This window comes from Curtobacterium sp. MCJR17_055 (assembly GCF_003224335.1).
Taxonomy (GTDB): domain Bacteria; phylum Actinomycetota; class Actinomycetes; order Actinomycetales; family Microbacteriaceae; genus Curtobacterium.
The window spans coordinates 443,905-469,259 of the sequence record NZ_QKLF01000001.1 but is presented as its reverse complement, the minus strand read 5'-3'; the positions used below and the strand labels follow the sequence as shown (position 1 = coordinate 469,259).

24 protein-coding genes are annotated in these 25,355 nt (G+C 71.9%); 17 read left to right on the top strand and 7 right to left on the bottom strand.

What is annotated here, in order from left to right:
• Positions 1-76 precede the first annotated feature (76 nt).
• Positions 77-1,957 (top strand): family 43 glycosylhydrolase, encoded by a 1,881-nt coding sequence (locus tag DEJ16_RS02175; RefSeq protein ID WP_110823574.1) that lies wholly within the window; start codon positions 77-79, stop codon positions 1,955-1,957.
• Between the two features lie 19 nt (positions 1,958-1,976).
• Here DEJ16_RS02175 and DEJ16_RS02170 read toward each other — a convergent pair whose 3' ends face one another.
• From DEJ16_RS02170 to DEJ16_RS02160, 3 genes are all read right to left on the bottom strand, one after another.
• Positions 1,977-2,804 carry a DNA-formamidopyrimidine glycosylase family protein gene (locus DEJ16_RS02170; RefSeq protein ID WP_110823575.1) on the bottom strand — a complete coding sequence of 276 codons (828 nt, stop codon included), beginning with the start codon at positions 2,802-2,804 and terminating at the stop codon, positions 1,977-1,979.
• Positions 2,805-2,914: 110 nt separating this feature from the next.
• On the bottom strand, positions 2,915-4,525 hold the full coding sequence (locus tag DEJ16_RS02165; RefSeq protein ID WP_258365755.1) for a GMC family oxidoreductase: 1,611 nt from the start codon (positions 4,523-4,525) through the stop codon (positions 2,915-2,917).
• Complete coding sequence (locus DEJ16_RS02160) at positions 4,501-5,847, bottom strand: alpha/beta fold hydrolase (protein WP_110823576.1); 1,347 nt, start codon at positions 5,845-5,847, stop codon at positions 4,501-4,503. The genes DEJ16_RS02165 and DEJ16_RS02160 overlap by 25 nt, the downstream gene beginning before the upstream one ends.
• A 274-nt stretch (positions 5,848-6,121) precedes the next feature.
• On the opposite strand from DEJ16_RS02160, the gene DEJ16_RS02155 reads away from it, so the two are divergent.
• The 10 genes from DEJ16_RS02155 (at position 6,122) to DEJ16_RS02110 (ending at position 11,972) form a co-directional block, all read left to right on the top strand.
• On the top strand, positions 6,122-6,571 hold the full coding sequence (locus DEJ16_RS02155) for an Asp23/Gls24 family envelope stress response protein (RefSeq protein WP_110823577.1): 450 nt from the start codon (positions 6,122-6,124) through the stop codon (positions 6,569-6,571).
• On the top strand, positions 6,568-6,759 hold the full coding sequence (locus DEJ16_RS02150) for a DUF2273 domain-containing protein (RefSeq protein WP_110823578.1): 192 nt from the start codon (positions 6,568-6,570) through the stop codon (positions 6,757-6,759). Before DEJ16_RS02155 ends, DEJ16_RS02150 begins: the two co-directional genes overlap by 4 nt.
• Positions 6,756-7,073 carry a hypothetical protein gene (locus DEJ16_RS02145; protein ID WP_110823579.1) on the top strand — a complete coding sequence of 106 codons (318 nt, stop codon included), beginning with the start codon at positions 6,756-6,758 and terminating at the stop codon, positions 7,071-7,073. Before DEJ16_RS02150 ends, DEJ16_RS02145 begins: the two co-directional genes overlap by 4 nt.
• Before the next feature lie 11 nt (positions 7,074-7,084).
• Positions 7,085-7,660 carry a DUF6286 domain-containing protein gene (locus DEJ16_RS02140; protein ID WP_110823580.1) on the top strand — a complete coding sequence of 192 codons (576 nt, stop codon included), beginning with the start codon at positions 7,085-7,087 and terminating at the stop codon, positions 7,658-7,660.
• The gene (locus tag DEJ16_RS02135; RefSeq protein ID WP_110823581.1) at positions 7,657-8,220 is read left to right on the top strand and encodes a hypothetical protein; all 564 of its coding nucleotides are present in this window, start codon (positions 7,657-7,659) and stop codon (positions 8,218-8,220) included. Before DEJ16_RS02140 ends, DEJ16_RS02135 begins: the two co-directional genes overlap by 4 nt.
• Positions 8,221-8,576: 356 nt before the next feature.
• On the top strand, positions 8,577-8,846 hold the full coding sequence (locus DEJ16_RS02130) for a GlsB/YeaQ/YmgE family stress response membrane protein (protein ID WP_110823582.1): 270 nt from the start codon (positions 8,577-8,579) through the stop codon (positions 8,844-8,846).
• A 113-nt stretch (positions 8,847-8,959) separates the two neighbouring features.
• Entirely contained in the window at positions 8,960-9,925 is a 966-nt protein-coding gene (locus tag DEJ16_RS02125) for a helix-turn-helix domain-containing protein (protein WP_110823583.1), read from the top strand.
• Between the two features lie 216 nt (positions 9,926-10,141).
• Complete coding sequence (locus DEJ16_RS15640; RefSeq protein WP_181419415.1) at positions 10,142-10,309, top strand: hypothetical protein; 168 nt, start codon at positions 10,142-10,144, stop codon at positions 10,307-10,309.
• 109 nt (positions 10,310-10,418) lie between these two features.
• On the top strand, positions 10,419-10,679 hold the full coding sequence (locus tag DEJ16_RS15635; RefSeq protein ID WP_110823585.1) for a hypothetical protein: 261 nt from the start codon (positions 10,419-10,421) through the stop codon (positions 10,677-10,679).
• Between the two features lie 87 nt (positions 10,680-10,766).
• On the top strand, positions 10,767-11,972 hold the full coding sequence (locus DEJ16_RS02110; RefSeq protein ID WP_110823586.1) for an AraC family transcriptional regulator: 1,206 nt from the start codon (positions 10,767-10,769) through the stop codon (positions 11,970-11,972).
• A gap of 92 nt (positions 11,973-12,064) precedes the next feature.
• Here DEJ16_RS02110 and DEJ16_RS02105 read toward each other — a convergent pair whose 3' ends face one another.
• From DEJ16_RS02105 to DEJ16_RS02095, 3 genes are all read right to left on the bottom strand, one after another.
• A complete protein-coding gene (locus DEJ16_RS02105) occupies positions 12,065-12,682 on the bottom strand; it encodes a TetR/AcrR family transcriptional regulator (protein WP_110823587.1) in 618 nt (205 codons plus the stop codon).
• 85 nt (positions 12,683-12,767) lie between these two features.
• Complete coding sequence (locus tag DEJ16_RS02100; protein ID WP_110823588.1) at positions 12,768-14,834, bottom strand: MDR family MFS transporter; 2,067 nt, start codon at positions 14,832-14,834, stop codon at positions 12,768-12,770.
• 320 nt (positions 14,835-15,154) lie between these two features.
• Positions 15,155-15,724, bottom strand: coding sequence for a TetR/AcrR family transcriptional regulator (locus tag DEJ16_RS02095; protein ID WP_110823589.1), 570 nt, complete (start codon positions 15,722-15,724; stop codon positions 15,155-15,157).
• A 130-nt stretch (positions 15,725-15,854) separates the two neighbouring features.
• On the opposite strand from DEJ16_RS02095, the gene DEJ16_RS02090 reads away from it, so the two are divergent.
• The 6 genes from DEJ16_RS02090 (at position 15,855) to DEJ16_RS02065 (ending at position 24,274) form a co-directional block, all read left to right on the top strand.
• Entirely contained in the window at positions 15,855-16,637 is a 783-nt protein-coding gene (locus tag DEJ16_RS02090) for an SDR family NAD(P)-dependent oxidoreductase (RefSeq protein ID WP_110823590.1), read from the top strand.
• A gap of 115 nt (positions 16,638-16,752) precedes the next feature.
• Positions 16,753-18,594, top strand: a complete 1,842-nt coding sequence (locus DEJ16_RS02085; protein WP_110823591.1) for a DEAD/DEAH box helicase — start codon at positions 16,753-16,755, stop codon at positions 18,592-18,594.
• 184 nt (positions 18,595-18,778) lie between these two features.
• Entirely contained in the window at positions 18,779-19,060 is a 282-nt protein-coding gene (locus DEJ16_RS02080) for a pyrophosphorylase (protein WP_110823592.1), read from the top strand.
• Positions 19,061-19,353: 293 nt separating this feature from the next.
• Positions 19,354-21,378 carry a glycosyltransferase gene (locus DEJ16_RS02075; RefSeq protein WP_110823593.1) on the top strand — a complete coding sequence of 675 codons (2,025 nt, stop codon included), beginning with the start codon at positions 19,354-19,356 and terminating at the stop codon, positions 21,376-21,378.
• Complete coding sequence (locus tag DEJ16_RS15630; protein ID WP_110823594.1) at positions 21,375-21,785, top strand: ATP-binding protein; 411 nt, start codon at positions 21,375-21,377, stop codon at positions 21,783-21,785. The genes DEJ16_RS02075 and DEJ16_RS15630 overlap by 4 nt, the downstream gene beginning before the upstream one ends.
• Positions 21,773-24,274, top strand: a complete 2,502-nt coding sequence (locus DEJ16_RS02065) for an OpgC family protein (protein ID WP_110823595.1) — start codon at positions 21,773-21,775, stop codon at positions 24,272-24,274. Before DEJ16_RS15630 ends, DEJ16_RS02065 begins: the two co-directional genes overlap by 13 nt.
• 89 nt (positions 24,275-24,363) lie before the next feature.
• On the opposite strand, the gene DEJ16_RS02060 is transcribed toward DEJ16_RS02065, so the two are convergent.
• Entirely contained in the window at positions 24,364-25,254 is an 891-nt protein-coding gene (locus DEJ16_RS02060) for a hypothetical protein (protein WP_110823596.1), read from the bottom strand.
• Positions 25,255-25,355 lie beyond the last annotated feature (101 nt).

Below are 25,355 nucleotides of genomic sequence, written 5' to 3'. Positions count from 1 at the left end.
CGCACCCCTGGCCACAGGACCGTGGCAGGGCTACGCTCGCGGGCACACCACCTCCTCAACGACGAGAGGCTGTCCCGTGCGCCGAACCATCGCGATCACCCTCGCGGCCGTGACCATCGTCGGGGCCCAGGCCCTGGCCGGGCCCGCGACCGCCGCTCCACCCGCCGCTCCCGCACCACCCGCCACCGCCCGCCACCACGCCCCGGCGGCGACGCACCAGAACCCGATGGCCCTGCGCCTCCCGGACGGCGAGACGGCCGCGAGCTGCGCCGACCCGACCGCCCTGCACGGGGTCGGGCGCGACCGGAACTGGTACCTGTACTGCACGACCGACGCGACCTCGGAGACGGAGACGACCCCGGACGGCGCACTCGTGCAGCACAGTGTCCCGACGTACCGGTCGACGGACCTGACGAACTGGACGTACGTCGGCGACGCCTTCGACACGAAGCCGGCCTGGGTCGGCGAGGCGAACGGCATCTGGGCCCCGGACGTCGTGTACCGCGCTGGATCGCGGGGGAAGCCGGGGACCTGGTTCCTGTACTACACGGCGTCGGACACCCCCTCGGCGACCGGTCCGACCGGCGGCGGGTCCGCGATCGGGGTCGCGACGAGCAGCAGCCCGACCGGACCGTGGACGGACTCCGGCGGACCCGTCGTCGCGCCGCAGACCGCGCCGAACGGTGACGGCTTCCGGTGGTCGTTCGACCCCGAGGTCATCACCGACTCCGGCCGGACCTACCTGTACTTCGGCAGCTACTTCGGCGGCGTGCACGTGCGGCAGCTCACGGCCGACGGCCTGCGTTCGCGTCCGGAGACCGAACGCCAGATCGCGATCGACAACCGGTACGAGGGGTCGTACCTGATGCGGCACGGCGGCTGGTGGTACTACATGGGCTCCGCGACGAACTGCTGCAACGGATCGCTCACCGGGTACGGCGTCTTCGTCGCCCGCTCGAAGAGCCCGCTCGGGCCGTTCCGCGACCGCGACGGCGTCGCGATCACGGACACCCGGGTGGGAGGCTCGCCCCTCCTCGCGCAGAACGGCAACCGCTGGGTGGGCACCGGCCACAACACGGTCGTCACCGACTTCGCCGATCAGGACTGGATGATCTACCACGCGGTCGACCGGACCGACCCGTACTACGCCGGGCAGACCGGGTACACGAAGCGCCCGGCGCTCATCGACCCGATCGACTGGGTCGGCGGCTGGCCCGTGGTGCGCGGGGGAGCAGGACCCTCCGACTCCGTGGAGCCCGCCCCGGCGGCACAGCCCGGGCAGCGCTCCGCGTACCGGCCGCGCCTCGCCCCGGTCGACGTCCCGGCGCGGACGATCCGGTCACTGTCCACCGGGTTCGACGGCACCGCGCTGCCGCCGACGCTCACGTGGACCCGGCAGCCGGACAGTGCCACGTACGGGGTCTCCGGCGGCGCCTTCCGCTGGCAGACCCAGGACGCCGACCTGCACCCGCCGCAGACGCCGCTCGCCTCGGTGCTGACCGAAGCGGCACCCGCCGAGGACTACGTCGTGGAGACCCGGGTGCGGATGGACACCCCGGCGACCGGTGACTCCTTCAACTACCGGCAGGGCGGACTCGTCGTGTACGGCGACGACGGGAACTACGTCCGACTGGTGTCGAACTCCATCTTCAACACCCGGCAGACCGAGTTCGGCAAGCAGGTCAGCGGTCAGCCGGACGGTGCGCCGAGCTACGGCAACATGGTCGTCGGGCCGGTCGGGGACGCCACCACGCTCCGGATCGTGCACCGCGTCGTCGACGGGGAGCACCGCTACACGGCGTACACGAGCATCGACGGCCGCCACTTTGCGCGGGGTGGCACCTGGACGGCCGACCTCGGGTCGACGCCGCGCATCGGGCTCATCTCGCTCGGTGGTGCCGGATCGACGAGCACGTTCGAGCACCTGCGGGTGAGCACCGTCCGGTCGACGCGGTAGGGCGCACGAGGAGGAGCGGTCAGGGGTCGGCGGGTCGTCGGCCGGACGGGCTCGGTGGCGGCTGACACCGCGGGCACCACCAGAGCCGTCGGGCCGGCGAGCCGACGACCTCCACGTCGTCCCGGGCGGCCACCGTCGTGCCGCAGCGCAGACACCGCCGCCCGGCTCGGCCGACCACCCAGTGCCGTTCGCCCCGTCGGAGCAGACCCGTGGTGACTTGGTACGCCTCCGGCACGGTCGCCGAGTGGTGCAGCATCCGCCGGGCCGTCGCGACCAGGGCATCGGCGTCGACGTCCCCGACGGGCCGGTCGGGGTGCAGGCCGCGGACGAAGCCGAGTTCGTTCACCCAGAGGTTGCCGAGTCCGGCCACCCGTCGCTGGTCGAGCAGGACGCTCCGGACGGTGGCGTCCGGCTCGGCGGTCAGGCGCCGGACGGCCTCGGCCGCGTCGAAGTCCTCGTGCAGCAGGTCCGGCCCGAGGTGCCCGACCACCGCGTGCTCGTCCACGGTGTCGACCAGGTCCACCACGGGGAGGTCGATGCCCCAGACGACCCGGCCGTCCTCGAGCCCGAGACGCACGCGAGCCCGCTGCGCCACGGTCGGAGGCAGCCGGCGACCCGGGGACGTGACGGTCCACGAGCCCTGCATGCGCATGTGGGTGTGCAGGGTCGTCCCGTCGTCGAACCGGGTGAGCAGGTGCTTGCCGTGCGTCGCGTGCGCGAGGACCCGACGCCCGGCGAGACGTCGACCCGCGGCCCCGCCGCCACGCAGCTCGCCGCTGACGACGCGCGCCCCGTCGACCTGCCGCAGGCGGGCGGCGAGCCGGTGGACGGAGTCACCCTCGGGCATGCGCCGACGCTACGACCGCCCACCGACACGCCCGCTGCCGGGGCCCGGACGGGAGGCACGGGGAGACCTGGCCACGGGCCTCCCGTCCGACGGGTGGTGGGCCGGACCGCTCAGGCGGCGGCGACCAGCCCCTCCGCGCGGTCGTCGGCAGCGTCCGCGCGGAGCATGCGGTCGGCCGTCCGGAGGGACAGCGCCATGATCGTGAGCGCGGGGTTCGCGATCACCGCGCTCGGGAAGACCGAGTTGTCCGCGATCCAGAGGTTCGGGACGTCCCACGACCGACCGGCCGCGTCGACCACCGACGCGCCGGGGTCGGTGCCCATCCGGGCGGTGCCGATCGTGTGCGCGGTGCGCTCGAGCACGCGGACGTCCTGCCCGCCCGCGGCCTCGATGATCGCGGTCATGGTGCGGACGGCGTGGCGCCGGATGGCCTCCTCGTTCGAGCCGGGCGTGAACGTGATCGTCGCCTTCCGGATCCCGTGCTCGTCGACCTCGTCGCCGAGGACGAGTCGGTTGTCGTCGTACGGCAGGCACTCGGCGTTGATGCCGACACCGGCCATGTGCGGGTAGTCCCGCATCGCCCGCACCAGGGCCGCGCCGCGGAGCCCGCCCCCGCGCACGAGCGACGTGGCGAACGTCAGCGGCTGCACGCCGAGGCTCTGGATCAGGTACCCACCGGCGAAGTCGGCGTCGGCCGGGCGGACGAAGTCCTCGGTGATGATCGAGGACGGGTAGCCGCGGTAGGACCGCATCGACTCGTCGAACCGGGCCCAGACCTGCGTGGCACCGTGCGCGGTGAAGTTCCGGCCGACCTGACCGCTGCTGTTCGCGATCCCGGTGTGCAGGAGCAGGCGGGGCGTCTCGACCCCGCCGGCCGCCAGGACGAGGGCACGGGTGCGCTGACGGTGTTCGCGACCGTGCTGCCGGTAGACGACGGCCTCGACCTCGCCCCGGGCGTCGAGCTCGATGCCGTGCACGAGCGCTTCGGCGCGGATCTCCGCACCGAAGGCGACGGCGGCCGGCAGGTACGTCGTGTCCATCGAGACCTTCGCGCCGTTCCGGCAGCCCTGGTGGCAGGAGCCGCACGAGACGCAGGCGTGGCGGAGGCCGTGGTGCTCCTGGTGCCGGTCCTCGGTGGTGAGCGCGACGGGGGCGTCCGTCGCGGTGATCCCGACGGCTGCGGTGCCGCGCATCATCATGTCCGACGAGGCGTTCCGGCCCGGCGGGCGCATCGCGTACCGACGTGCGGGGTCCCACGGGTAGTGCTCGGGGCCGGCGACTCCCACGTCGTGCTCGACCTGCTCGATGTAGCGGACGAGCTCGGCGTGGTCGACCGGCCAGTCCACGCCCTCGCCGGTGTCCGACCGCAGGTGCAGGTCGTGCGCGCTCGGCCGCGGTGTGAAGGCACCCCAGTGCAGCGTCGACCCGCCGACACCGGTGCCGCTGTTGTTCGGACCGAAGGCGGTCGGGGCACCGCCGCCGCTGATCCGCTCCTCCATCCAGTTGATGTCCGCCGGTGCCTCGACCTCGTCGGGCAGGTGGTCGCCGGGCTCGGTGTTCCGGCCGGCCTCGAGCGCGACGGCCCGCAGGCCGGCACGGGCCAGGCTCGCGAGGAGCGGTGCGCCGCCCGCACCGGTGCCGACGACGACCACGTCGACGACCTCGTCCTCGCCGTACCGGCGCTGGTGGTCGAGTCTCATCGTGTCGCTCCCGGTTCCCATGCTTCGCGTTGTCCGGCTCCCAGCAGCTGGAAGCCCTGCTTGCGCACGCCGTCCCCGCCGTTGGCGAAGCCGTCGTAGTCGATCGCGCCCATCGTCGCGGGGTGGGCGAGCCACTGCTTGACGAGGTCGACCCCGGCGTCCTCGGACCACGCCCGCAACTGCCCGGCGTCGAGGACCCCACCGGCGGGCGAGTACGTGCCCTCGTCCACGGCGTCGAGGACCTCGGCGAGGTGCTCGTCGGACACCGCGGCCTCCGGGGCGAGGACGTCGAGTGCCGCCCGGTACGCGTCCGGATCGGCGGGCATGCCCTCGGTCCGCCAGCCGTCACCTGCCCCGGCGGCGAGCTGGGCGTCGACGCGCAGCGCGAGGTCGATCGCCCGGTCCGCGGCCTGCGGCACGACCACCCGGGCGACGGCGCGCAGGGTGTCGAGCTGCTGCGGGGTCAGTGCACGTGGTTCCGCCGCCGGGTCGTCGGGGAGCGCGCGCTCCGCGAGCACCCCGCGGGTCCGGGCGCTCACCCGCGGCGATGCGACGACACGGGCGGAGTCGGTCGGGACGGTCGGCCCGTGGTCGACGCGTCGGGTCCAGAACGACCGGATCCGGTCGGCGACCGCGTCCGGCTGTTCCCAGGGCAGGAGGTGCGCGGCGTCCGGCACGACGTCGAACTCGCCCCGGGTCCAGTGCGGGAGGGTCAGTCGACGTTGGGCGTCGGGGCCGAGGTCACCGTCGTCCGCGCCGGCGAGCACGAGGGCCGGCACCGGACTCGGCGCGATCGTGTCGGACCAGTCCTCGCGACTGCCGCGCAGCAGCCACGCCCTCCAGGCTGCCGGATCGGCCCGCTGCACGTCGTGCACGGCCATCGCGGACTCGTGCGGGGGCAGCTGGCCCGCGGTGTTCGCGTCCACGAACGCGGCGGCCTCGTCCGGCCCGATCTCGTGGTCGGCGGCCCAGTCGAGCATGGTCTGCCGACGTCCCTCGTCCATCGGCTCGGGGGAGAGGGGCGACGCCGCCAGGAGCACGACCGCCCGCAGTCCGAACAGGCCGTTCGCGCCGCTCATCGTGCGGCCGGCGACGACCGCGGCGACCTTGCCGCCCATCGAGTGCCCGATCAGCGCCCACTCGGTGGCGCCGCTGGTCCCGATCGCACGCTCGACGAGCACGGCCATCTCCTCGACGGTGGTGCCGCTCGCGGCCGGACTCGTGCCGAAGCCGGGCAGGTCGATGCCGACGAGGTCGAGGGTGCCGTGCAGGCGGGTCCGCAACGCGGCGAACTCCTCGGAACTCGACCCGAGGGCGTGGAGGCAGAACGCGGTCGCCGTCATGGGTCGTTCCTACCGTCGGGGGAGCCGGTGTCCACAGCGCCGTGTACCCCGAGCGGGTACGACCCTCGGTCTCGATCGGTGCCACTCCGCGCATCGGCTGAGCCGCAATCGGAAGCATGCGACCGTCGGGGTACAGGTCGATGCGTGTGGACCGGCCGATCCTGGGACCGACCTGGAAGTCGCGCGGCTTCCGTGACGAACGTCCTCCCCAGCCCGTCTCATCCGTGAACAGCACCCGTTGGGAACGTCCGGCGGGCCATCGGAAGGAGACACCATGACCGACACCACCACGACCACCGTTGCGACCACGTCGACGGGCAGCTCGGCGCTCACGTCCACGTCCACCGGGAAGACCGTCGTCGACGACACCGTCGTCGCGAAGGTCGTCGGCATCGCAGCCCGCGACGTCCCCGGCGTGCACTCGCTCGGCAACGGAGCCGCCCGCGCCATCGGTGCCATCCGCGGTGCGATCGGGCAGCGTGACCTCAGCCAGGGCGTCAAGGTCGAGGTCGGCGAGAAGCAGGTCGCCGCCGACATCACCATCGTCGCCGAGTACCCGGTGCCCCTGCAGCAGGTCGCCGAGGACGTGCGTTCCGCGGTCTCCCGCGCGCTCGAGGAGATCGTCGGCATGGAGGTCGCCGAGGTCAACGTCACGATCCAGGACGTCTTCATCCCCGGTGACGACGACGAGGACGAGGACAAGAAGGAGCCGCGCGTCGCATGAGCGCCACACTGACCGGCGCCCTGATCGGCGCCCTCCTGGCAGTCGCAGCACTGCAGTTCGGCTTCTGGGGCTTCGTCCTCGTCGCCGTGTTCGCCGCCCTGGGTGCGCTCGTCGCGGCACTCGCAACCGGACGCGTCGACCGAGCCGCGCTGACCGACGTGCTGACCGGACGCCGGAGCTCCCGGTGACGGACGGCCCGCGCACGGTGCCGGGCCGCGTCGAGATCACCACCCGTGCCCTCACCTCGTGTGCGCGCGCCGTCGCCGCCGAGCGGCTCGGGGCACCCACGAAGCGGGTGCGGGTGGACCTCGGCGACGCCTCCGGGGCACTGGCCATGGACATCACCGGCCCGATCGCCGCTGGCACGGACCTCGTCGAGCGCACCACGTCCGCCGCCGCTGAGATCCGGAGCCGCGTGAGCGCCCTCACCGGTCGTCGGGTCGGCGCGGCCCGCATCGAGTTGACCGGGATCGTGCGCGAGCGCGACGTCCGGGTCCGGTAGGAGAGGACGCCATGAGCAACAATCCCGTCGAACGTCGGCTCCGTCGCCGGAGCGTGTACCGGTCCCGGTCGACCGCCGTGTCCGTGGCGCTGGTGGTGCTCGTGCTGGTCGCGGCGTGGATCGGCACCGAGTCGGTGCTCCGTGCGATCGGAGCGCCGCCGCTCCTGGCCGACCCGCAGACGGCGGTCGACGCCGCACTCGCACCGGACGCGGCCTTCGTGACGATGATCGAGGTCATCGCCGCGGTGCTCCTCGTCGCGGGGATCGTCCTCGTGGTCCTGGCACTCAAGCCCGGCCGCCAGCACCGATCGGTCGTGGCGCACGACCGCGGCGCCGTCGTCATCGACTCGTCGATCGTCGCCTCGACCGCCCGGAACGCCGCCGGTCGTGCCGCGGGTGTCCCCGACGGGCACACCACCGCGAGTGCCCGCGGCCTCCGCACCGAGGTGTCCGTGGTACCGATGTCCGGCATCCCGGTGGACTCCACAGCCGTCGAGCACGCTGTCGCTGAACGGCTCGGACAGCTCGACGAGCGGTTCGGCCGCCACGTCACCGTCCGCGTCAGCGAGAAGGGCTCCCTGTCATGACATCGAGCAACCGCACCATCAACCGGGTGATCCTGTTCGTGCTCGGCCTCGTCTCGGTCGTCGTCGGACTCGCGATGGGTGCCGGAGTCCTGCCCGCCGTCCGGGACGCACTGCGGCCGTACGTGACCATCCCCGACCGCGTCGAGGTCCCCGCGGCCTCGCTGTGGGTCGTGGCGGCGGCCTGCCTCGTCGTGGTCGTGCTCGCGCTCGTCTGGGTCCTCACCCGCGGGCGGGGCGGCACCGCGATCGCCGTCCGCGAGTCGGTCGGTGACGACGAGGTCACGGTGAACGTCGCCCTCGTCCGTGACGTCATCGACCACGAGCTGGCCGGCGTGCGCGACGTCGTCTCCTCGAAGGTCGACGTCTACACGGTGCGGAAGCACCGCGCTGCACGGCTCCGCGTCGCGGTCCGCCGTGGCGGGGACGCCGTGACGGTCCTCGAGGCCGTGGACGCGGCGGTCGACACCCTCGACCGCACCCTCGGCCGGCAGCTGCCGGTCCTGGTGCACCTCTCCGGAGGCACACGACCCGCCGTCTCGAAGGTCCAGCGCGTCGTCTGACGGCCCGTACGGACCTCCTGGGTCCTGCACATGCTCCGGATAACGCATCACCGACTGTGTAGTGTGCCTAACTACTGAACGGGGAGCATGGTGGAGCGGTACACGCACCACCACGGAAGGACCGGTCTGATGCACTCGACACCCTCGAGTTCCACCTTCGTCGACGGGGACACCCCGACCGAGGCCATCGACATGACGGCTCTGTTCGCGGAGCAGTCGCGTGACGGCCTGCTCGACACCATCTGACCGGCACCCTCCGGTCCCGGGAGCGTCGATCTCGACCGCTCCGTCGCCCTCCGGGTGACACCCCTGCACCACAACGGCACCTCGCGGTGCCAGTCTCGAAAGGCACTCCCATGAGCTTCCTCGGCTTCATCCTCCTCGGCCTCATCGCCGGCGCCATCGCCAAGCTGATCCTCCCCGGTCGTCAGGGCGGCGGCTGGCTCGCCACGCTCGTGCTCGGTGTCATCGGCGCCCTCATCGGTGGCTGGCTCGGTGGCCTCATCTTCGACGTGGGCTACGACGGCTTCTTCAGCATCCAGTCCTGGATCATCGCGATCCTCGGCGCGCTGATCGTCCTCGTCATCTGGGGTGCGATCACCGGTCGCCGCCGTTCCCGCGCCTGACCCTGCCGGAGCCCGGCACATCGCCGGCACCACGACGAGCCCCGCACCTCCTGGTGCGGGGCTCTTCTGTGTCACGGGCGCGATGTCGGAGGTCGTCGGCATCCTGGAGGTGCATGGACTCCGTCGAACAACCCCTGGTGCACATCGACCGCCGCGGTTCCGCCGTCGACGAGGCGGTCGCGTTCTACGAGCGCGTCTACTCGAGCCGGGACATCTCCATCGGGCGGGCCGCCGCCGAGGGGTTCTCGTGGCGCTACCGCCTCGTCGGGGACGACGCGGTGACCGTCGGGACGTCCTCGGTGGCGGCGCGTCGCTGGGGCACGATCGAGCCCGGGGACGACTACGTCCTGGCCTGGGCGTCCGCGCCGGGCATCCGGCTCGACACGGCTTCGTCGGACCCTGTCGAGATGCAGCCCGGCGTGCCGGTCATTTACCCCGCCGGGCGGGCGTTCGCCTTCGATGCCGTGCCGACCGCGCAGCACGTCATCCGGTTCGACCGCACTTTCCTGGAGTCCGTCGCCGCCGCACGACAGGGCGACCTGCCGGCCCCGCTGCAGTTCGCGCGACAGCCGGACCCGGAAGCCCTCCGACGGCTCAAGGCCGTGGTGTCCCGGGCCGCCGGTGCCCTGCTCGACCCGATGACGGCCCGCGACCGCCGGGCCGCGCTCGACACGGCGGTCGCCGAGGCGGTCGTGCTCGCGTTCGACGCCGTGCCGGTCCCACCCTCCCGGCTCCTGGACGGCGGACCCGCGACGATGCGGACCGCCCAGGAGTGGATGGTCGCGAACGCCCGGCGGCCGATCACCATCACCGACGTCAGCGAGGCGGCCGGGGTGGCGGTGCGGTCCCTGCAGGCCTCCTTCCGACGGCACACCGGTGCCTCGCCGATGCACTTCCTGCGACAGGTCCGCCTGCACCGGGTGCGTGCGGAGCTCGCCGCCGCCGATGCGAGCACCACCACCGTCGCGCAGGTCGCCCTCGGGTGGGGTGTCGGGCACCTCGGACGGTTCTCCGGCACCTACGCGGCCACGTTCGGCGAGCCGCCGTCGGCAACGCTCCGCCGTCGTCCCGGCGTCTGACCGACCGGTTCGGGAGCGGCCGACCCGGGCAGGGCGAGGGGACCCGTCCCGAGCACGCGCGGACCCGCAGGGCCTCGGCGATGCGCACAGCGGACACCGTGTCCGGACGGCGTACTCGCGGGTGCCCGGCGGTTGGTCCGGCCGGGCGGACGCGGGATGCTGGTCCGTGCGCCTCCGAACCCCTCGGGACCAGCGCACCAGCAGGAAGAGCGCACCGTGAACGAGCGCATCCGTCCCTCCCTCCACGACCTCCGCCGCCAGCCCGACGAGTGGCACCGCCGCGGTCTGAGCCACCCCGACGAGATCGACGCGATGGTCTCGCGCCGGACGTCCGGGTCGACGCCCGCCGAACCCACCTACGCCGACTTCTTCACCGGCGTCTGACCCGGGACGCCGCCGGGGCACCGCCCGCTCCCGGCGCCGCCCGGCGCGCGTGCTCCCGGCGCGCGTGCTCCCGGCGCCGCACCCGGCGCGCGTGCGTAGGCTCGGCGTCATGTCCGACTTCACCGCCGACCAGGCCGCCGTCGTCCGCATCGAACGCGCCGAGGAGGGCCGCTGGGACCTCACCATCGTGAGCGACAGCGGCGTCCCGATGGGGCACGGCGTGCACCTCTTCGACCACACGCAGGACGACGGGGTCGACGAACTCGCAGCCGCCGCGGACTTCGTCGGCGGCTACGGGTTCCGGTTCGACGGCGAGGCCGTGCAGCAGGACGGGCCGGACGCGTTCTGGGCGCCGCTCTTCCGGAGCTGACGGGTCGCGCCCGGACCGGCGCCGCCCGGACCGGCCCTCCGCGGACGACGGTCACGGTCCGCGTTCCCCGGATGGGATGATGTCGCGGTGCCACCGATCGACGACGACAACGGGTTCCGCCGACAGCGGTTCACGGACGCCGGGGGAGCGGACTACACGGCGATCTTCCGGTCCGAGTACTCCGGTCGGGACCTCGTCGGGGCGACCGCGACGGTCACGGACGCGTTCGCGACCGAGGGCACGCGGTACGAGTACTCGCTGATCGGCGACGCCGACCTGACGCTCCGCACGATGAACGCGCACGGCGGCCGTCGTGGTGGCGTGATCGGTCCGCGGGACGACCACGTGCTGTTCTGGCTCCAGCAGGGCCGCCTCGAGATGCACTTCGCGGACCGGTCCCGGGTGATCGAGCCGGGGACGCCCTACATCGCCTCTGCGTCCGAGGCGTACCGCTTCGCCTCCGAGGGCACGGTCTACAACGGCGTGCACATCTCGGACGCGTTCCTGCGCCGGACCGCGGCCGAGCTCGGCTACCGGATGCCCTCGGGGCCGGTGCTGTTCGACCAGCAGGACGAACGCATCGCGCGGTACGGGCCGCTCCGGCGTCTGCTCCGTGAGGTCAGCCCGACGCTCATGGACGACCGGGTGCGCGGCGCGATGCGGACGGCCCTGAACCGCCGGCTCGCCACGGTCGTGCTCGACACCTTCCCCGTGCGGGACCGTGGCGACGACGTCCCGACCGCGAGCCGGATCCGGGACGCCATCGCGTTCATCGAGGAGCACGCACGCGACCGCCCCTCCGTCCCGGCCATCGCGGCCGCAGCCGGACTCAGCGAGCGCGGCCTGCAGGAGGTGTTCGCCCGCACCCTCGGCGTCACGCCGAACGGGTTCCTGCGCGACCACCGCCTGGACGAGGTCCGGCGGGAGCTCCTCCGCGGTGCGTCGCCGAACAGCGTGCTCGAGGTGGCCCGGACCTGGCGGTTCACGAACCCGAGCCGGTTCGCCGTCGCCTACCGCGCGCGGTTCGGCGAGGACCCCTCGGCGACGCTGCGTGCGTCGACGTCGCAGCGCCCCGACGGCGGGTCGTCGTGGCGGATCCGGCGGGCGGTCGACTACATCGAGGCGCACCTGGACGGGGCGTGCTCGGTGGCCGACATCGCGGCGGCGGCCGGCCTCCGGCCGCGACGCCTGCAGCAGCTCTTCCGGGAGGAGCGGGGCACGACGCCCAGCGCCTTCCTCCGTGAGCTCCGCGACCGTCGCCGTCGCGGAGGCTGGCCGGAGCGACGCTCCTGACGGGCTGACGGGCTGACGGGCTGACGGGCTGACGGGCCGGGAGGCGCGGGGCCGGGTGGGCCTCCCGTCCGGCGTCCCGACGACGCCGCGCGTCAGCGTTCGGTCGTGGCGGGCGCAGCGGTTGCGAGCGCGACCATCTCGGCGACGACGGCGCGGAGGCGGACGGCCAGGTCCGCCTGGGACTGCACGGTGAAGCGGTGGGCGGCCTCGGACAGCGCCGACATGACGAGGGCGACCGCCGTGCGGGCGGTGTCCTCGTCCGTCCGGGTGGTGACCGCGGCGATGAGGGCCTGACGGGACTCGGCCATCCAGCGCATCACCATCGAGGTCATCTCGGGGCGACGGACGAGGAGCTCCTTCGCGCGGGCGCGGTCGGCGGCGAGCGGGACGGTGTCCGCGACGAGGGTGCAGACGTCGTCGACGAGCCGGCCGTCCGCGGCTGCGAACCGGTCCCGCACGACGTCGGGGACCTCGACGGTGTCGAGCCCGATCGCGGCGTGCGCCTTCGACGAGAAGTAGTTGAAGAACGTCCGGGGGGAGACGTCGGCGTCCGCGCAGATCTGTTCGACGGTGACGCCGTCGAGCCCCTGCTCGGTGACGCGCGTCAGGGCGGCGTCGTGGATCGCCTGGCGCGTCTGCTGCTTCTTGCGCTCGCGGAGCGTGCACGGCTCGGTGCCGTCGGGGTGTGCGGGTGCTGCCGTGGTGGTCACGGGAGGACCTCCGGGGTGGGAGAGACGAGGACGGGCCGCCCGCGCGCAGCCGAGGGGACGGCGAGCGGACGGGCGGCCCGGGTGGTCACCGACGCTGGGTCGGGGTGGAGCCGGTCATCGGACCGGTGAACGAGCCGGCCTCGGCAGCGGCGAGACCGGCGTCGGTCTCGAGCTGTGCCTGCGCGGACATGTCCGCCTGCTCCTGCAGGGCCGAGCGCTGCCGCAGCGGCGGCACCTTGAAGAACCAGGTGAGCACGAACGCGAGCAGGATCACACCGAGTCCGACCCAGTAGATCGCGACGGACGAGGCGTTGAAGCCGGCCATGAACGGGCGGGTCAGGCGGGCGTCGGCGCCGGTCAGGAACGAGGTGTCGTTGGTGGCCGATGCGCTCGAGTCGTCGTGCGCGCCCTTCTCGATCTGCTTCGCGAGGTCGGGGACGACCTGGTCGACCCAGTAGGTGCGCTGTCCGGCGTCCTCCCAGTCGACCGCGAGCTTGCCGTCCACGACGCTGGCGTGCGCCTTGTCGGCTGCCGTCGCGAGCGCGGTGGCCTCCGCCTGCGGGGTGGCGTCGGAGACCTGCTGTGCGATGACGGTCTCGGCGGCCGCTGCGGGGAGCGTGCCGGCGGCGACCTGCGCCTGGACGGCGGTGGTGACCTGCTCGGTGACGGCCTGGTCGGCGGCCTGCTTCGCGGCGGTGGTGGCGCGCGCCAGGCCCGAGCCGATGCTGTCCTGGACCGGGTCGACGATCGGGTCCCAGATCTGGTCCATGACGCCCTGGTTCGCCTTCGCGCTGGCGACCCGCGGGTCGAGTGCGGCGTCGAGTGCGGACGTCAGGTCGGCCTTGTCGGCCGTCGCGTGGACGATGTTCGTCGGCATCACCGAGAACAGGATCGACAGGAGCACGGCGGTGCCGAGCGTGCCGCCGATCTGGCGGAAGAAGGTCGCCGAGCTGGTGGCGACGCCCATGTCCCGCGCCTCGACCGATCCCTGCGACGCGAGCGTCAGGGACTGCATGACCGAACCGAGTCCGAGCCCGATGAGGAACATGCCGATCATCAGGAACCAGAGCGGCTTGTCGATCGTCATGAAGGTCAGGACGACGTACCCGGCGGAGACGAGCGCGGTGCCGATCACCGGGAAGACCCGGTACCGGCCGACGCGGGCGACGATCTGACCGGAGACGATCGAGGCGATCATGAGGCCGCCGACGAGGGGGAGCGTGGCGAACCCGGACTCGGTCGGGGTGAGGCCGACGACGATCTGCAGGTAGAGCGGGATGGTCAGCATCGCGCCGAACATCGCGAACCCGACGAGGAAGCCGATGACGGTCGCCATCGAGAACGTGCCCGAGCGGAAGAGCTTCAGCGGGATGATCGCCGCGTCGCCCATCTTCGACTCGATGAGCAGCAGTGCGACGAGGCCGACCGCGCCGATGACGTAGCAGGCGATCGCGGCCGCCGACCCCCAGCCCCAGGTGCGGCCCTGTTCGGCGACGAGGAGCAGCGGGACGAGGGTGACGATGACCGCGGTCGCGCCCCACCAGTCCACGACCGGCTTGTCCTTCGTGTCGTGCACTTTCGGCAGGTGCAGGAAGACGATCACCATGACGAGCGCGGCGATGCCGATCGGCACGTTGATGAGGAGCACCCAGCGCCAGCCGGTGATGAAGAGGATCTCGGACGCGCCGGCGAGCAGACCGCCGATGAGCGGGCCGATGACCGAGGAGATGCCGAACACGGCGAGGAAGTAGCCCTGGTACTTGGCGCGCTCACGCGGGGCGAGGATGTCGCCCATGATCGCCAGCGGCAGGGACATGAGTGCACCGGCACCGATGCCCTGCACGGCGCGGAAGGCCGCGAGCATGAGCATCGAGGTGGACATCGACGAGAGCACGGCGCCGAGGATGAACACCACGATGCCGAAGATGTAGAGCGGACGACGGCCGAAGACGTCCGAGAGCTTGCCGTAGATCGGCGTCGCGATCGTCGACGTGATGAGGTACGCCGTCGTGACCCAGGCCTGCTGGTCGAGCCCGTGCAGGTCGTCACCGATCGTGCGGATCGCGGTGCCGAAGACGGTCTGTCCGAGCGAGGACAGGAACATGCCCGCCATGAGGCCGTAGATGACGAGCAGGATCTGACGGTGGGTCATCAGGGGTTGCTGGCCGGGCGCGCCAGCGGTCGTGGCGTGCCTGTCCTGCACCGAGGTCGCTGCGGTGGCTGTTGACAATGGGGGTCCTTCTTCATCGATGTGCCCGGGCGGCGGACGCGTCGTCGGGCGGTGGCGAGGTCGGGCGGAGGCCGGGATCCGGACGGATCGCGAGGGCTGCTGCGCGCCGTGAAACCTTGCAGACGATGCAAAGTTACACCCGATAGTTCCAACACGCAACCATCCCCCCGGACCTTGCGGACCTTGCGGACCTTGCGGACCTCGCGGACCTTGCGGACGGTGCGGACGGTGCGGACGTCTCCTCAGGAGAGGTCGCGCAGCGCCCGGTCGACCACGTCCTCCGGGCGACCGTCGTCCTGCTCGGCCCACCACCGGAGTGCCGCCGTCGCCGCCCCGATCACGACCGCTGCGGTGACCGCGGGCGCGAGCCCGTCTGCCCGGACCCCGTCGTGCTCGGCCACGAAGCGGACCAGGTGCTCCTCGGTGCCTCCGGGGAATCGGGGGGCCTCGCGGGCGAGGGTCGGGTTCGCCCGGATCACCCGGAGTCGGTGCCGAGTCGTCTCGACCACGGCGTCGGGGAACGTGGCGGCCGTACGGTAGGCGGCGCGGAGGCCGGCGCGCGCGGGCTCGGCAGCGGGGCGGGCGTCCAGGGCCGCGGTGAGGCGCTCCGCGAACTCGTCGAGGCCACCCCAGACGAGCGAGGCCTTCGTCGGGAAGAGCCGGAAGAGCGAGCGGCGGCTGACCCCGGCAGCGGCGGCGACCTCGTCCATCGAGACGAGGTCGTACCCGCGCTCGTCGAACAGGCGGAGCGCGACGAGCGACACCCGGTCCGGGTCGATCGTGCGGGGTCGCCCGGTCGGCCGATCTGCCATGGGCCGATCCTGCCACGCGGTCGTCCGGGCGCCGGACACTGGTGACTTCCGGCACTGAGTGCTAGAACTGTGCCGACGGGTGACCGTCGCCGGTGGGATCCGCCCGTCGGCTGCTCGACGAGGAGACACCATGACCGACCCAGCACCAGCCACCGCGTCCGCTGCCCGTTTCGCCGGCCGGACGGTGATCGTCACCGGAGCGGGCTCCGGGATCGGCCGCGCGACCGCCCTCCGCATCGCCACCGAGGGCGGCCGGGTGATCGCCACCGACGTCGTCGCCGACCGGCTCGACGTGCTCCGCAGCGAGCTCGTCGACGGCGCCGGACTCGACGTCGAGACCGTCGTGGGTGACGTCGCAGCCACCGAGACGATCGAGGCGCTGCTCGCCGTCGCCGGCGACCGTGTCGACGGGCTCGCGAACGTCGCCGGGATCATGGACGCGTTCCTGCCGCCGGACGAGGTCGACGACGCCACGTGGGAGCGGGTGTTCAGCGTCAACGTCACCGGGCCGATGCGGCTCACCCGTGCCGTGCTCCCGCTCATGATCGCCGCGGGCCGTGGGGCCATCGTGAACGTGGCCTCCGAGGCGGCGCTCAAGGCATCCGCCGCGGGCGCCGCGTACACGTCGTCCAAGCACGCCATCGCGGGGTACACCAAGAGCGTCGCCTTCTTCCACGGGCCGCAGGGCATCCGCGCGAACGCGGTCGCGCCGGGTGCGGTCGCGACGAACATCGAGGCCCCGATGCGGAGCGAGTACGCCGCCCGTCGGGTCGGCCCGATCATGCAGACCACGATCCCGCCGGTGGCGCAGCCGGAGCAGCTCGCGGCGGCCATCACCTGGCTGCTCAGCGACGACTCCGCGAACGTCAACGGAGCGGTCCTGCCGAGTGACGGCGGTTGGTCGGTCGTCTGAACCGGCCGCACGACGGACGGGAGGCCCGGTGGCGGCGCCGCCACGGGCCTCCCGTCCGTCCCGTCCGCCCCGCGCCGTCTGGGGTGCGGTCCTAAAACGGGATACCGTTCCTCCTATGAGCACCGAGACGAACACCCCCACCGAAGCCGTCGACGAGGAGCCCGTGATCACCTTCGCCGACCTCGGGCTCAGCGATGCCGTCCTCAAGGCCGTCAAGGAGATCGGGTACGAGACCCCCTCCGCCATCCAGGCCGCCACCATCCCCACCCTGCTCGAGGGCCGTGACGTCGTCGGCCTCGCCCAGACCGGCACCGGCAAGACCGCGGCCTTCGCGCTCCCCGTGCTCTCCCGCATGGAGTCCGGCGCCAAGCTGCCGCAGGCGCTCGTGCTGTCCCCGACCCGTGAGCTCGCGCTCCAGGTCTGCGAGGCGTTCGAGCAGTACGCGTCGCACATGAAGAACGTCCACGTCCTGCCCGTCTACGGCGGCCAGGCGTACGGCGTGCAGCTGTCCGCCCTGCGACGCGGGGTCGACGTCGTCGTGGGCACGCCGGGTCGCATCATGGACCACATCGCCAAGGGCACCCTCGACCTGTCCGAGCTGAAGTACCTCGTGCTCGACGAGGCCGACGAGATGCTCAAGATGGGCTTCGCCGAGGACGTCGAGACGATCCTCGCCGAGACGCCGGACACCAAGCAGGTCGCGCTGTTCTCCGCGACGATGCCCGCGCAGATCCGCCGCATCTCCAAGCAGTACCTCAACGACCCGGCCGAGATCACGGTCAAGGCGAAGACGACCACCTCGGCGAACACCACGCAGCGGTACCTCATCGTCTCGTACCCGCAGAAGGTCGACGCCCTCACGCGCATCCTCGAGGTCGAGGACTTCGAGGGCATGATCATCTTCGTCCGCACGAAGAGCGAGACCGAGACCCTGGCCGAGAAGCTCCGCGCCCGCGGGTACGCCGCCGCCGCCATCAGCGGGGACGTCGCCCAGGCCCAGCGTGAGCGCACGGTCAACCAGCTGAAGTCCGGCAAGCTCGACATCCTCGTCGCGACCGACGTCGCCGCCCGCGGACTCGACGTCGACCGCATCACGCACGTGGTGAACTTCGACATCCCGGTGGACACCGAGTCCTACGTGCACCGCATCGGCCGCACCGGTCGCGCGGGTCGTTCGGGTGCCGCGATCAGCTTCGTCACCCCGCGCGAGCGCCGACTGCTCTCGGCGATCGAGAAGGCCACCCGGCAGCCGCTCACGCAGATGCAGTTGCCGAGTGTCGAGGACGTCAACTCGACCCGCCTCACCCGCTTCGACGACGCGATCACCGCGGCCCTCGAGCAGCAGTCCCGGATCACCGCGTTCCGCGACATCATCGGGCACTACGTCGAGCACCACGACGTCCCCGAGTCGGACGTCGCCGCGGCGCTGGCCGTCGTCGCGCAGGGCGACACCCCGCTCCTCCTCGACCCGGCCGACGACCGCGTCCGCCAGCAGGCCGAGCGCGACGAGCGCCGCAGCCGTGACGACCGTCCCGCCCGGGACGGCGACCGTGAGCGCGACGGCGGCGACCGCCGACGTCGCTCGGTCCCCATGACGGCCTACCGCATCGAGGTCGGCCGCCGCCACCGTGTCGAGCCCCGGCAGATCGTCGGCGCCCTCGCCAACGAGGGCGGCCTCCGCCGCGACGACTTCGGTGCGATCCAGATCCGTCCGGACTTCTCCGTCGTCGAGCTGCCGTCGGACATGGGCTCGGACGTCCTCGACCGACTGCGCGACACCCGGATCAGCGGCAAGCTCATCGAGATCCAGCCGGACCGTCGCGGCCCGATCCGCCGTGACAGCGGTCCGCGCCGTGACGGCGGGCGCTACGGCGACCGGGACGACCGCGGTGGTCGCGACGACCGCGGGTACGGCGACGACCGCGAGGCGCGCAAGCCGCGTCACACGCGCGACTGACACGACCGGCCGCGCACGCGACCGACCACTGACGGGAGGCCCGGTACCACTGGTACCGGGCCTCCCGTCGTTCCTGTGCACACCCTGGTGTGCCTGCGGCGCGGTTCGGTACTGTGGACCCCGTCAGAGCCTCCGGGGGATCTTCTGCGCGGGGGTGCAGGTACGAAGAGAAGAGGGGTTCACCATGTCGCGTGTGCTTTCGACCGAGCAGGCGAAGACCGCCATCCGTCAGATCCAGTCCATCGTGAACGGTGGGTTCACGGACCAGATCTCGCAGCTCGATGCGCAGGGGCGCATCCTGTCCGACTCGAACGTGTGGGACGGGCCGTTGGCTGCGAACTTCCGTGGTTCGACGTGGCCGGAGACCAAGGCCGCGCTGGACAAGGCGAAGACGGAGCTCGAGCAGCTCCGCACGCAGCTCGACAAGATCTCGCAGGACATCTTCACCGCGGGTGGCGGCGCGTAACACCGCCCGACAACGCCCGGGTCGTCGACGAGTTCGACGGCCCGGGCGTCGTCGTACCGGGCCGGCCGTCCCCAGATCGGGGCGTGGTGCTGACAGTGGTCGCCCGCCTGCGGTAGACAGGACAGCACGCCGACGTCGCCAGGGGTGACGTCGAGCGCAGGGGAGCGACCGGCGGGACCCGGGACCGTCGCCGACCCCGATGGCACCCCCGTGCGCGGCAACCGCGTGCACGGGTCTTCGGGATCAGGAGGGGACACCGTGCACAGCACCCACGGTTCACCGGAGGCACGTCGATGACGGCGGTCGAGGTCGGGCGTCAGGACCGACGTCGGCTCGAGGTCGGCACCCCGCGCCGTCGGCTCCTCGCCGTGCGGACGGTCGCCGTGCTCGCGGCCGTCTCCGGCATCAACTACATCGCGTGGCGGTGGGTGGCCTCGGTGAACTGGCACTCGTGGTGGATCGCCGTGCCGCTCATCCTCGCCGAGACGTACAGCGTCATCGACTCGGTCCTCTTCGCGTTCGGCGCGTGGAAGCTCCGGGAGCGCGGTGAGCCGCCGACCCCGCCGAGCGACCCGGTCACCGTCGACGTCTTCATCACGACGTACAACGAGCCGATCGACCTCGTCATGCGCACCGCCCGTGCCGCGAAGGCGATCCGGCACCCGCACGAGACCTGGATCCTCGACGACGGCAACCGTCCGGAGATGCGGGCGGCGGCAGAGGCCGAGGGCCTCGGGGTCATCACGCGCGGCAAGGACTGGGTGGACCGGCCGCGCCACGCGAAGGCCGGCAACCTCAACAACGCGCTGCTCGCCACGCAGGGCGAGTTCCTGCTCATCCTCGACGCCGACCAGGTGCCGGACCCCGCCATCCTCGACCGGACGCTGGGGTACTTCAAGGACGAGCGGATGGCACTCGTGCAGACCCCGCAGTGGTTCGAGAACGTGCCGGACTCGGACCCGCTCGGCAGCCAGGCGCCCCTGTTCTACGGGCCGATCCAGCAGTCGAAGGACGGCTGGAACGCCGCGTTCTTCTGCGGGTCGAACGCGATCCTGCGCCGCGAGGCCCTCATGCAGCTCGGCATCACGCGGTACGTCCGCGAGGTCGAGACGAGCGTGCAGCGCACCGTCAAGACGGCGAAGAAGCTCCTCGCCCGCGCACGCGAGAACGAGACCGACCCGCGCGTGCTCGCCGCCCTCGACGACGCCGAGGTCGTGGTCGAGCAGGCACGCGCCGACATCGCCACGGGCGAGCCGCTCGGCGACGTCACCTACCGGTTCCAGCGCGGCATCGACGCGATCGCCTTCCGGTTCGCCGCGGCGGACCTCGAGGCGGTCCGTGCCGAGCTGCAGGAGCTCGCCGCGATGTCGACCGACGCCAACACGTTCGCGGGGCTCGACGACGCCGCACTCGACGTCCTCGGGCAGCGCGACGCGTCGCCGGTCGCCGCGATCGAGGCGATCGCCGTGCTGACCCGCGCGCTCGACGTCAACCGCGACGACGAGGCGCAGCCGATCATGCCGCTGGCGACGATCTCGGTGACCGAGGACATGGCGACCGCCATGCGCCTGCACGGTCTCGGCTGGAAGTCGGCGTACCACGACGAGATCCTCGCGAAGGGCCTCGCGCCCGAGGACCTCCAGACCATGCTCGTGCAGCGCCTCCGCTGGGCGCAGGGCACCATGCAGGTGTTCTTCCGCGAGAACCCGCTCGTGCAGAAGGGCCTGTCGTTCGGCCAGCGCCTCATGTACTTCTCCACGATGTGGAGCTACCTGTCGGGCTTCGCCGCGGTCGTCTACATCGCCGCACCGGTCCTCTGCCTGTCGTTCGGCGTCGTGCCGGTGCAGGCGTACAGCGTGGACTTCTTCGTCCGGCTGATCCCGTTCCTGGTGCTCAACCAGCTGCTGTTCTGGGTGGTGGCCGCAGGCAGACCGACGTGGCGCGGGCAGCAGTACTCGCTCGCGCTCTTCCCGGTCTGGATCGAGTCGGTGACGAGCGCGTTCGAGAACGTGTTCCGCGGCAAGCCCCTCGGGTTCCGCGTGACGCCGAAGGTGCGCGACGAGTCCGAGGCACGGCCCCGGTGGGACCTGGTCAGGCCGCAGCTCATCGCGATGGGTGCCCTGGTCGCCGCGCTCGTGATGATCGCGATCCGCTACCTGGCCGGGCAGGCCGAGGGCATCGCGCCGCTCGTCAACACCGCCTGGGTCGTGTTCGACCTGTTCATCTTCAGCATCGTCATCCGGGCCGTGCGCTACCGCGGACCCGAGGCGGAGATGCCCCTGGCCCACGAGTCGACCACCGTCGGAGGACCCCTGTGAACGTAGACGCCAGCATCGACGTCCCGGCGGTCCCGGCGTCGCTCGACACCGTGCAGGACACGTTCGGGTCGTGGTGGGAGGGCCTGGGGGTCGACGACGTCTCGCTGCGGTTCCGGTTCGAGACCGCGCTCGTCGAGATCGCCGCCAACGTGATCGAGCACACCCGCCGGTCCGACGTCGGTCAGGGCCGACGGTTCCTGCTCGACCTCGGCACCGACGGCGACGACCTGGTCGCGGTCCTGTCCGACAACGGCATGCCGGTCGACATCGACCTCGGCGAGGTCACCATGGCGGACCCCGAGGACGAGGGGGGCCGGGGGCTCGCCCTGGCCATCGCCGCCCTCGACCGCCTCGAGCACACCCACCAGGGCGGCCGCAACGTCTGGACGCTGGTGTGCGCTCGCTGAGGCAGAACGCGGCGAAGGCGGTCGCGCTCCTGGTCACGATCGGCGTGCTCGTGCTCGGGGGAGCACTGCCCGCCGACGCCGTCACGTCCGGCGTCCGCGAACCCGCGAGCGGGAAGACCTGGTTCGGACCGGACCTCGACTGGGGTTCGGACTCACCGGACGGCTACGAGGGACGACTCGACGCGACGCCGTCCATGTACGGCGTCGAGGTCGCGTACCCGATCGACCGGTCGGCCGAGCGGGAGCTGCTGCGCGCGACCCGTGCCGCTGCGGCGCAGGGTGCCGTGCTCGTGGTGAGCCTCGAGCCGGACCGTGCGCTCCGGACGCTCACGAAGGCCGACGCCCGCCGGGCGAACACGCTCCTCCAGGAGATCCACCGGCAGTACGACACGCAGCTGCTCGTCCGCTTCGCCCCGCAGATGAACGGCACGTGGCTGCGCTGGGGGCAGCAGCCGACGCAGTTCATCCGGGCCTTCCGGGCGCTCGCGTCGCAGGTGCACGCAGGGAACTCGGACGCCCGCATGGTGTGGCAGCCGTCCTACGGCGCCGGGTACCCGTTCGGCTCGTCCGCCGGCCGGTTGGCCGACCTGTCGGCGACGGACACGGAGAAGCTCGACACCAACGGTGACGGGCAGCTGACCGAGGCCGACGACCCGTACCTGCCCTACTGGCCGGGCGAGGCGTCGGTCGACTGGGTCGGCCTGTCGATGTTCTACTTCGGCAAGGGAGCGGCGACGGAGGCCGCCGGGCGTGACGTCCCGCTGACGCGGAACGACGTGCCGGAGGCCGACGAGGTGGCACAGCGCTTCGCCGAGACCTGGGGCTACCAGCGGGCCCAGCCGGAGACGTTCACGGAGCGCTTCGCCGCGGGCCGGGACCTCCCGATGCTCCTCGACACCGGTGCGCTCTACGACCACTCGCTCGGAGGGGACGCCGAACTGCCCGTGAAGCAGGGGTGGTGGCGGCAGGTCATCGACGCCGTCCGCGACCACCCGGAGATCCGCGGTGTGACCTACATCGACGCGATCCGGCGTGAGCCCGAAGCGGGCAACCGGCCCGCGGACTGGCGGTTCGCCAAGGCGCCCGGGGTCGCCGGGTCGTTCCGCACCGACCTGCAGGAGTCCGACCGCTTCGTCTTCGGTCCGGTCACCGAGCGGGTCACCCCGCAGCAGGGCGCCGAGGCCACCAACCAGCAGCTCGACACCGGCGGCGACCAGATGGCCTGGATCGTCTGGTTGGCGGCGGGCCTCGCGGTCGTGTTCGTGCTGAGCGGGCTGTTCGGGCGGCTCGTGCCGAGCTGGCGCTACCCGGACGACGGCAAGCCCGGACGTGATCTCCGACTCGACCTGTTCCGCGGGTTCATCATCCTCGCGGTGGTGATCACGCACATCGAGGTGTCCGGCCCGTACTCGTACCTGACGCTGCACGCGGTCGGCGCCATCACCGGTGCCGAGATGTTCGTGTTCCTGTCCGGCATGGTCCTCGGCATGGTCTACCCGCTCGGCGTCGCCAAGTTCGGCGAGTGGGCTTCGGCGATCGGGGCCTTCAAGCGGGCGCGCAAGCAGTACGTCGTGACGCTCGTCGTCATCCTCGTCGTCTTCGCGCTGAGCTTCATCCCGTTCCTGAACACCGACGCGATCACGACCTTCACCGACCGTGGGACCGGCACGGACGGCGTGCGGGCCGAGGGGCGCGTCTACGACCTGTACCCGAACGCGATGCAGCTGCTCGCCTACCCGCCGCCCTGGTACGCGATCCGACAGTTCCTGCTGCTCGAGATGGGCCCCTGGCCGTTCAACATCATGGGCCTGTTCGTGGTGCTGAGCCTGTTCATTCCGGTGTTCATGTGGATCATCCGCCGCGGGTTCTGGTGGGCGCTGCTCATCGCGAGCTGGGCGCTCTACGTGTTCCAGGTGCTCAACCCGGAGTTCAAGCCGGTCAACGCCCAGTTCGACGCGGTGTTCCCGCTGTTCATCTGGCAGGTGGTCTTCACGCACGGCCTCGTGCTCGGCTACCACCGACGGCAGATCACACGCGCCCTGACCGGCCGCGTCGGCAAGGTGCTCGTCGGCGTGCTGGTGTGCGGGTACGCGGCGTTCCTGGTCTACGTCTGGGCGGGTGACCGGTTCGACTTCACGCCGGTGCCGTTCCCGGCGGACATGTACCGCGAGTTGTACAACACGGCGTACCAGCGTGTGGACCTGCAGTGGGGTCGTCTCGTCGACATCGCGTTCTTCGCGATCGTGTCGTACGCGATCCTCACGGTGTTCTGGAAGCCGGTGAACGCCGTGATCGGCTGGCTCTGGATCCCGCTCGGTCAGGCCAGCCTGTACGTGTTCGTGTGGCAGGTGTTCTTCGCGCTCGTGGTCGCGTCGATCCCGGTCGACTACGGCAACGTCTGGATCGGGACGATCACCCACACGGTGCTCATCCTGCTCGTCTGGTACATGGTGCGGAAGAAGTTCCTGTTCTCGGTCATCCCGCGCTGACGCGCGGCGCGCGACGGGCTACAGGCAGACGGGAGGCCCGGTACCAGCTGGTACCGGGCCTCCCGTCTGCCTGTCAGGCCGTCCGGCCGTCAGCGCGACGCGATCGGCGTCGGGTCGACCGGGTCCGGCGGCACCGGCAGGGAGCCGCGGATCTGGTTCTGTGCCTGGCAGTCGCTCGTGCAGTTCGTCGCACCCGCGCTCAGCTCGACGGCGTCCTCGCCGAGCACCCCGCCCATGCGTCCACCCGGCTGCACGGTCCAGGTCGTGGTCGTGGCCGTCTGCGAGGTCTTCGTCGCGACCTGCGGGCTGTCCTTGCCGAGGAGCATCTGGTGCGCGCCGCTGCCCGAGGCCACCGCCGCGATGCCGTCGCCGAAGTTGACCTTGCCCGTGTACGGGTTGACGAAGTAGAACAGGCCGGCGCCGAGCGTGTGCGTGAACTCGACCGGTCCGGCGAACTCCGTCTCCATCTGGAAGATCCCGCCCTGGGCGCCGTCCTTGGCCTGGATCTTGTACTTGCCGGCTGCAGTGCTGAAGATCGCGACCAGGGTGTCGTCCCGTACCTCGAGGGACGACAGCCGCGTGCCGGCGAGCTGGGCGGGCGTCAGCGTCGGGACCTTCGACGCGAACACGACGGTCGGCTTCGTCACCATCCGCTGCGTGTCCGGTGCGCCGGTGAGCGTGTAGTCGTGGACGCCGAGGTCGGCGACCCGGATGTCGAAGCCGTTGTGCTTGCCGCGCACGGCGATCGTGCCGGACACCGCGGTGTCACGGAGCTTGAAGTCCTTGCCGACCGCGGGGTTCGTCGTGGTGCCGTTCACGGTGACGGCGTAGTCCCCGCCGGTCGAGGTCTTGCCGGACGCCTGCGCCGGGGCGACCCCGACGAGGGCGACTGCGGCGACCGCGGCGGCGACGACGGTGGCGGCGATGCCGACCGTGCGGCGACCTGCGGTGCGGCCGCGGTGGGTGGTCGTGGTGTCCATGGTGTGCCTCCTGTGCTCGGGGCGGTTCGTCCCCTCGGCACGATCGTCGCCGCTGCAGCGGGACGGCACCATCGGACCTTGGTACTAGTACCCGCCTGCCG

Coding starts and splice junctions, on each gene's coding strand:
- DEJ16_RS02155 (WP_110823577.1), top strand. CDS start 6,122: ATGACCGACACCACCACGACCACCGTTGCGACCACGTCGACGGGCAGC.
- DEJ16_RS02170 (WP_110823575.1), bottom strand. CDS start 2,804: ATGCCCGAGGGTGACTCCGTCCACCGGCTCGCCGCCCGCCTGCGGCAG.
- DEJ16_RS02060 (WP_110823596.1), bottom strand. CDS start 25,254: ATGGACACCACGACCACCCACCGCGGCCGCACCGCAGGTCGCCGCACG.
- DEJ16_RS02125 (WP_110823583.1), top strand. CDS start 8,960: ATGGACTCCGTCGAACAACCCCTGGTGCACATCGACCGCCGCGGTTCC.
- DEJ16_RS02085 (WP_110823591.1), top strand. CDS start 16,753: ATGAGCACCGAGACGAACACCCCCACCGAAGCCGTCGACGAGGAGCCC.
- DEJ16_RS02080 (WP_110823592.1), top strand. CDS start 18,779: ATGTCGCGTGTGCTTTCGACCGAGCAGGCGAAGACCGCCATCCGTCAG.
- DEJ16_RS02140 (WP_110823580.1), top strand. CDS start 7,085: ATGAGCAACAATCCCGTCGAACGTCGGCTCCGTCGCCGGAGCGTGTAC.
- DEJ16_RS02135 (WP_110823581.1), top strand. CDS start 7,657: ATGACATCGAGCAACCGCACCATCAACCGGGTGATCCTGTTCGTGCTC.
- DEJ16_RS15635 (WP_110823585.1), top strand. CDS start 10,419: ATGTCCGACTTCACCGCCGACCAGGCCGCCGTCGTCCGCATCGAACGC.
- DEJ16_RS02095 (WP_110823589.1), bottom strand. CDS start 15,724: ATGGCAGATCGGCCGACCGGGCGACCCCGCACGATCGACCCGGACCGG.
- DEJ16_RS02100 (WP_110823588.1), bottom strand. CDS start 14,834: ATGACCCACCGTCAGATCCTGCTCGTCATCTACGGCCTCATGGCGGGC.
- DEJ16_RS02075 (WP_110823593.1), top strand. CDS start 19,354: ATGACGGCGGTCGAGGTCGGGCGTCAGGACCGACGTCGGCTCGAGGTC.
- DEJ16_RS02150 (WP_110823578.1), top strand. CDS start 6,568: ATGAGCGCCACACTGACCGGCGCCCTGATCGGCGCCCTCCTGGCAGTC.
- DEJ16_RS02160 (WP_110823576.1), bottom strand. CDS start 5,847: ATGACGGCGACCGCGTTCTGCCTCCACGCCCTCGGGTCGAGTTCCGAG.
- DEJ16_RS02165 (WP_258365755.1), bottom strand. CDS start 4,525: ATGGGAACCGGGAGCGACACGATGAGACTCGACCACCAGCGCCGGTAC.
- DEJ16_RS02130 (WP_110823582.1), top strand. CDS start 8,577: ATGAGCTTCCTCGGCTTCATCCTCCTCGGCCTCATCGCCGGCGCCATC.
- DEJ16_RS02090 (WP_110823590.1), top strand. CDS start 15,855: ATGACCGACCCAGCACCAGCCACCGCGTCCGCTGCCCGTTTCGCCGGC.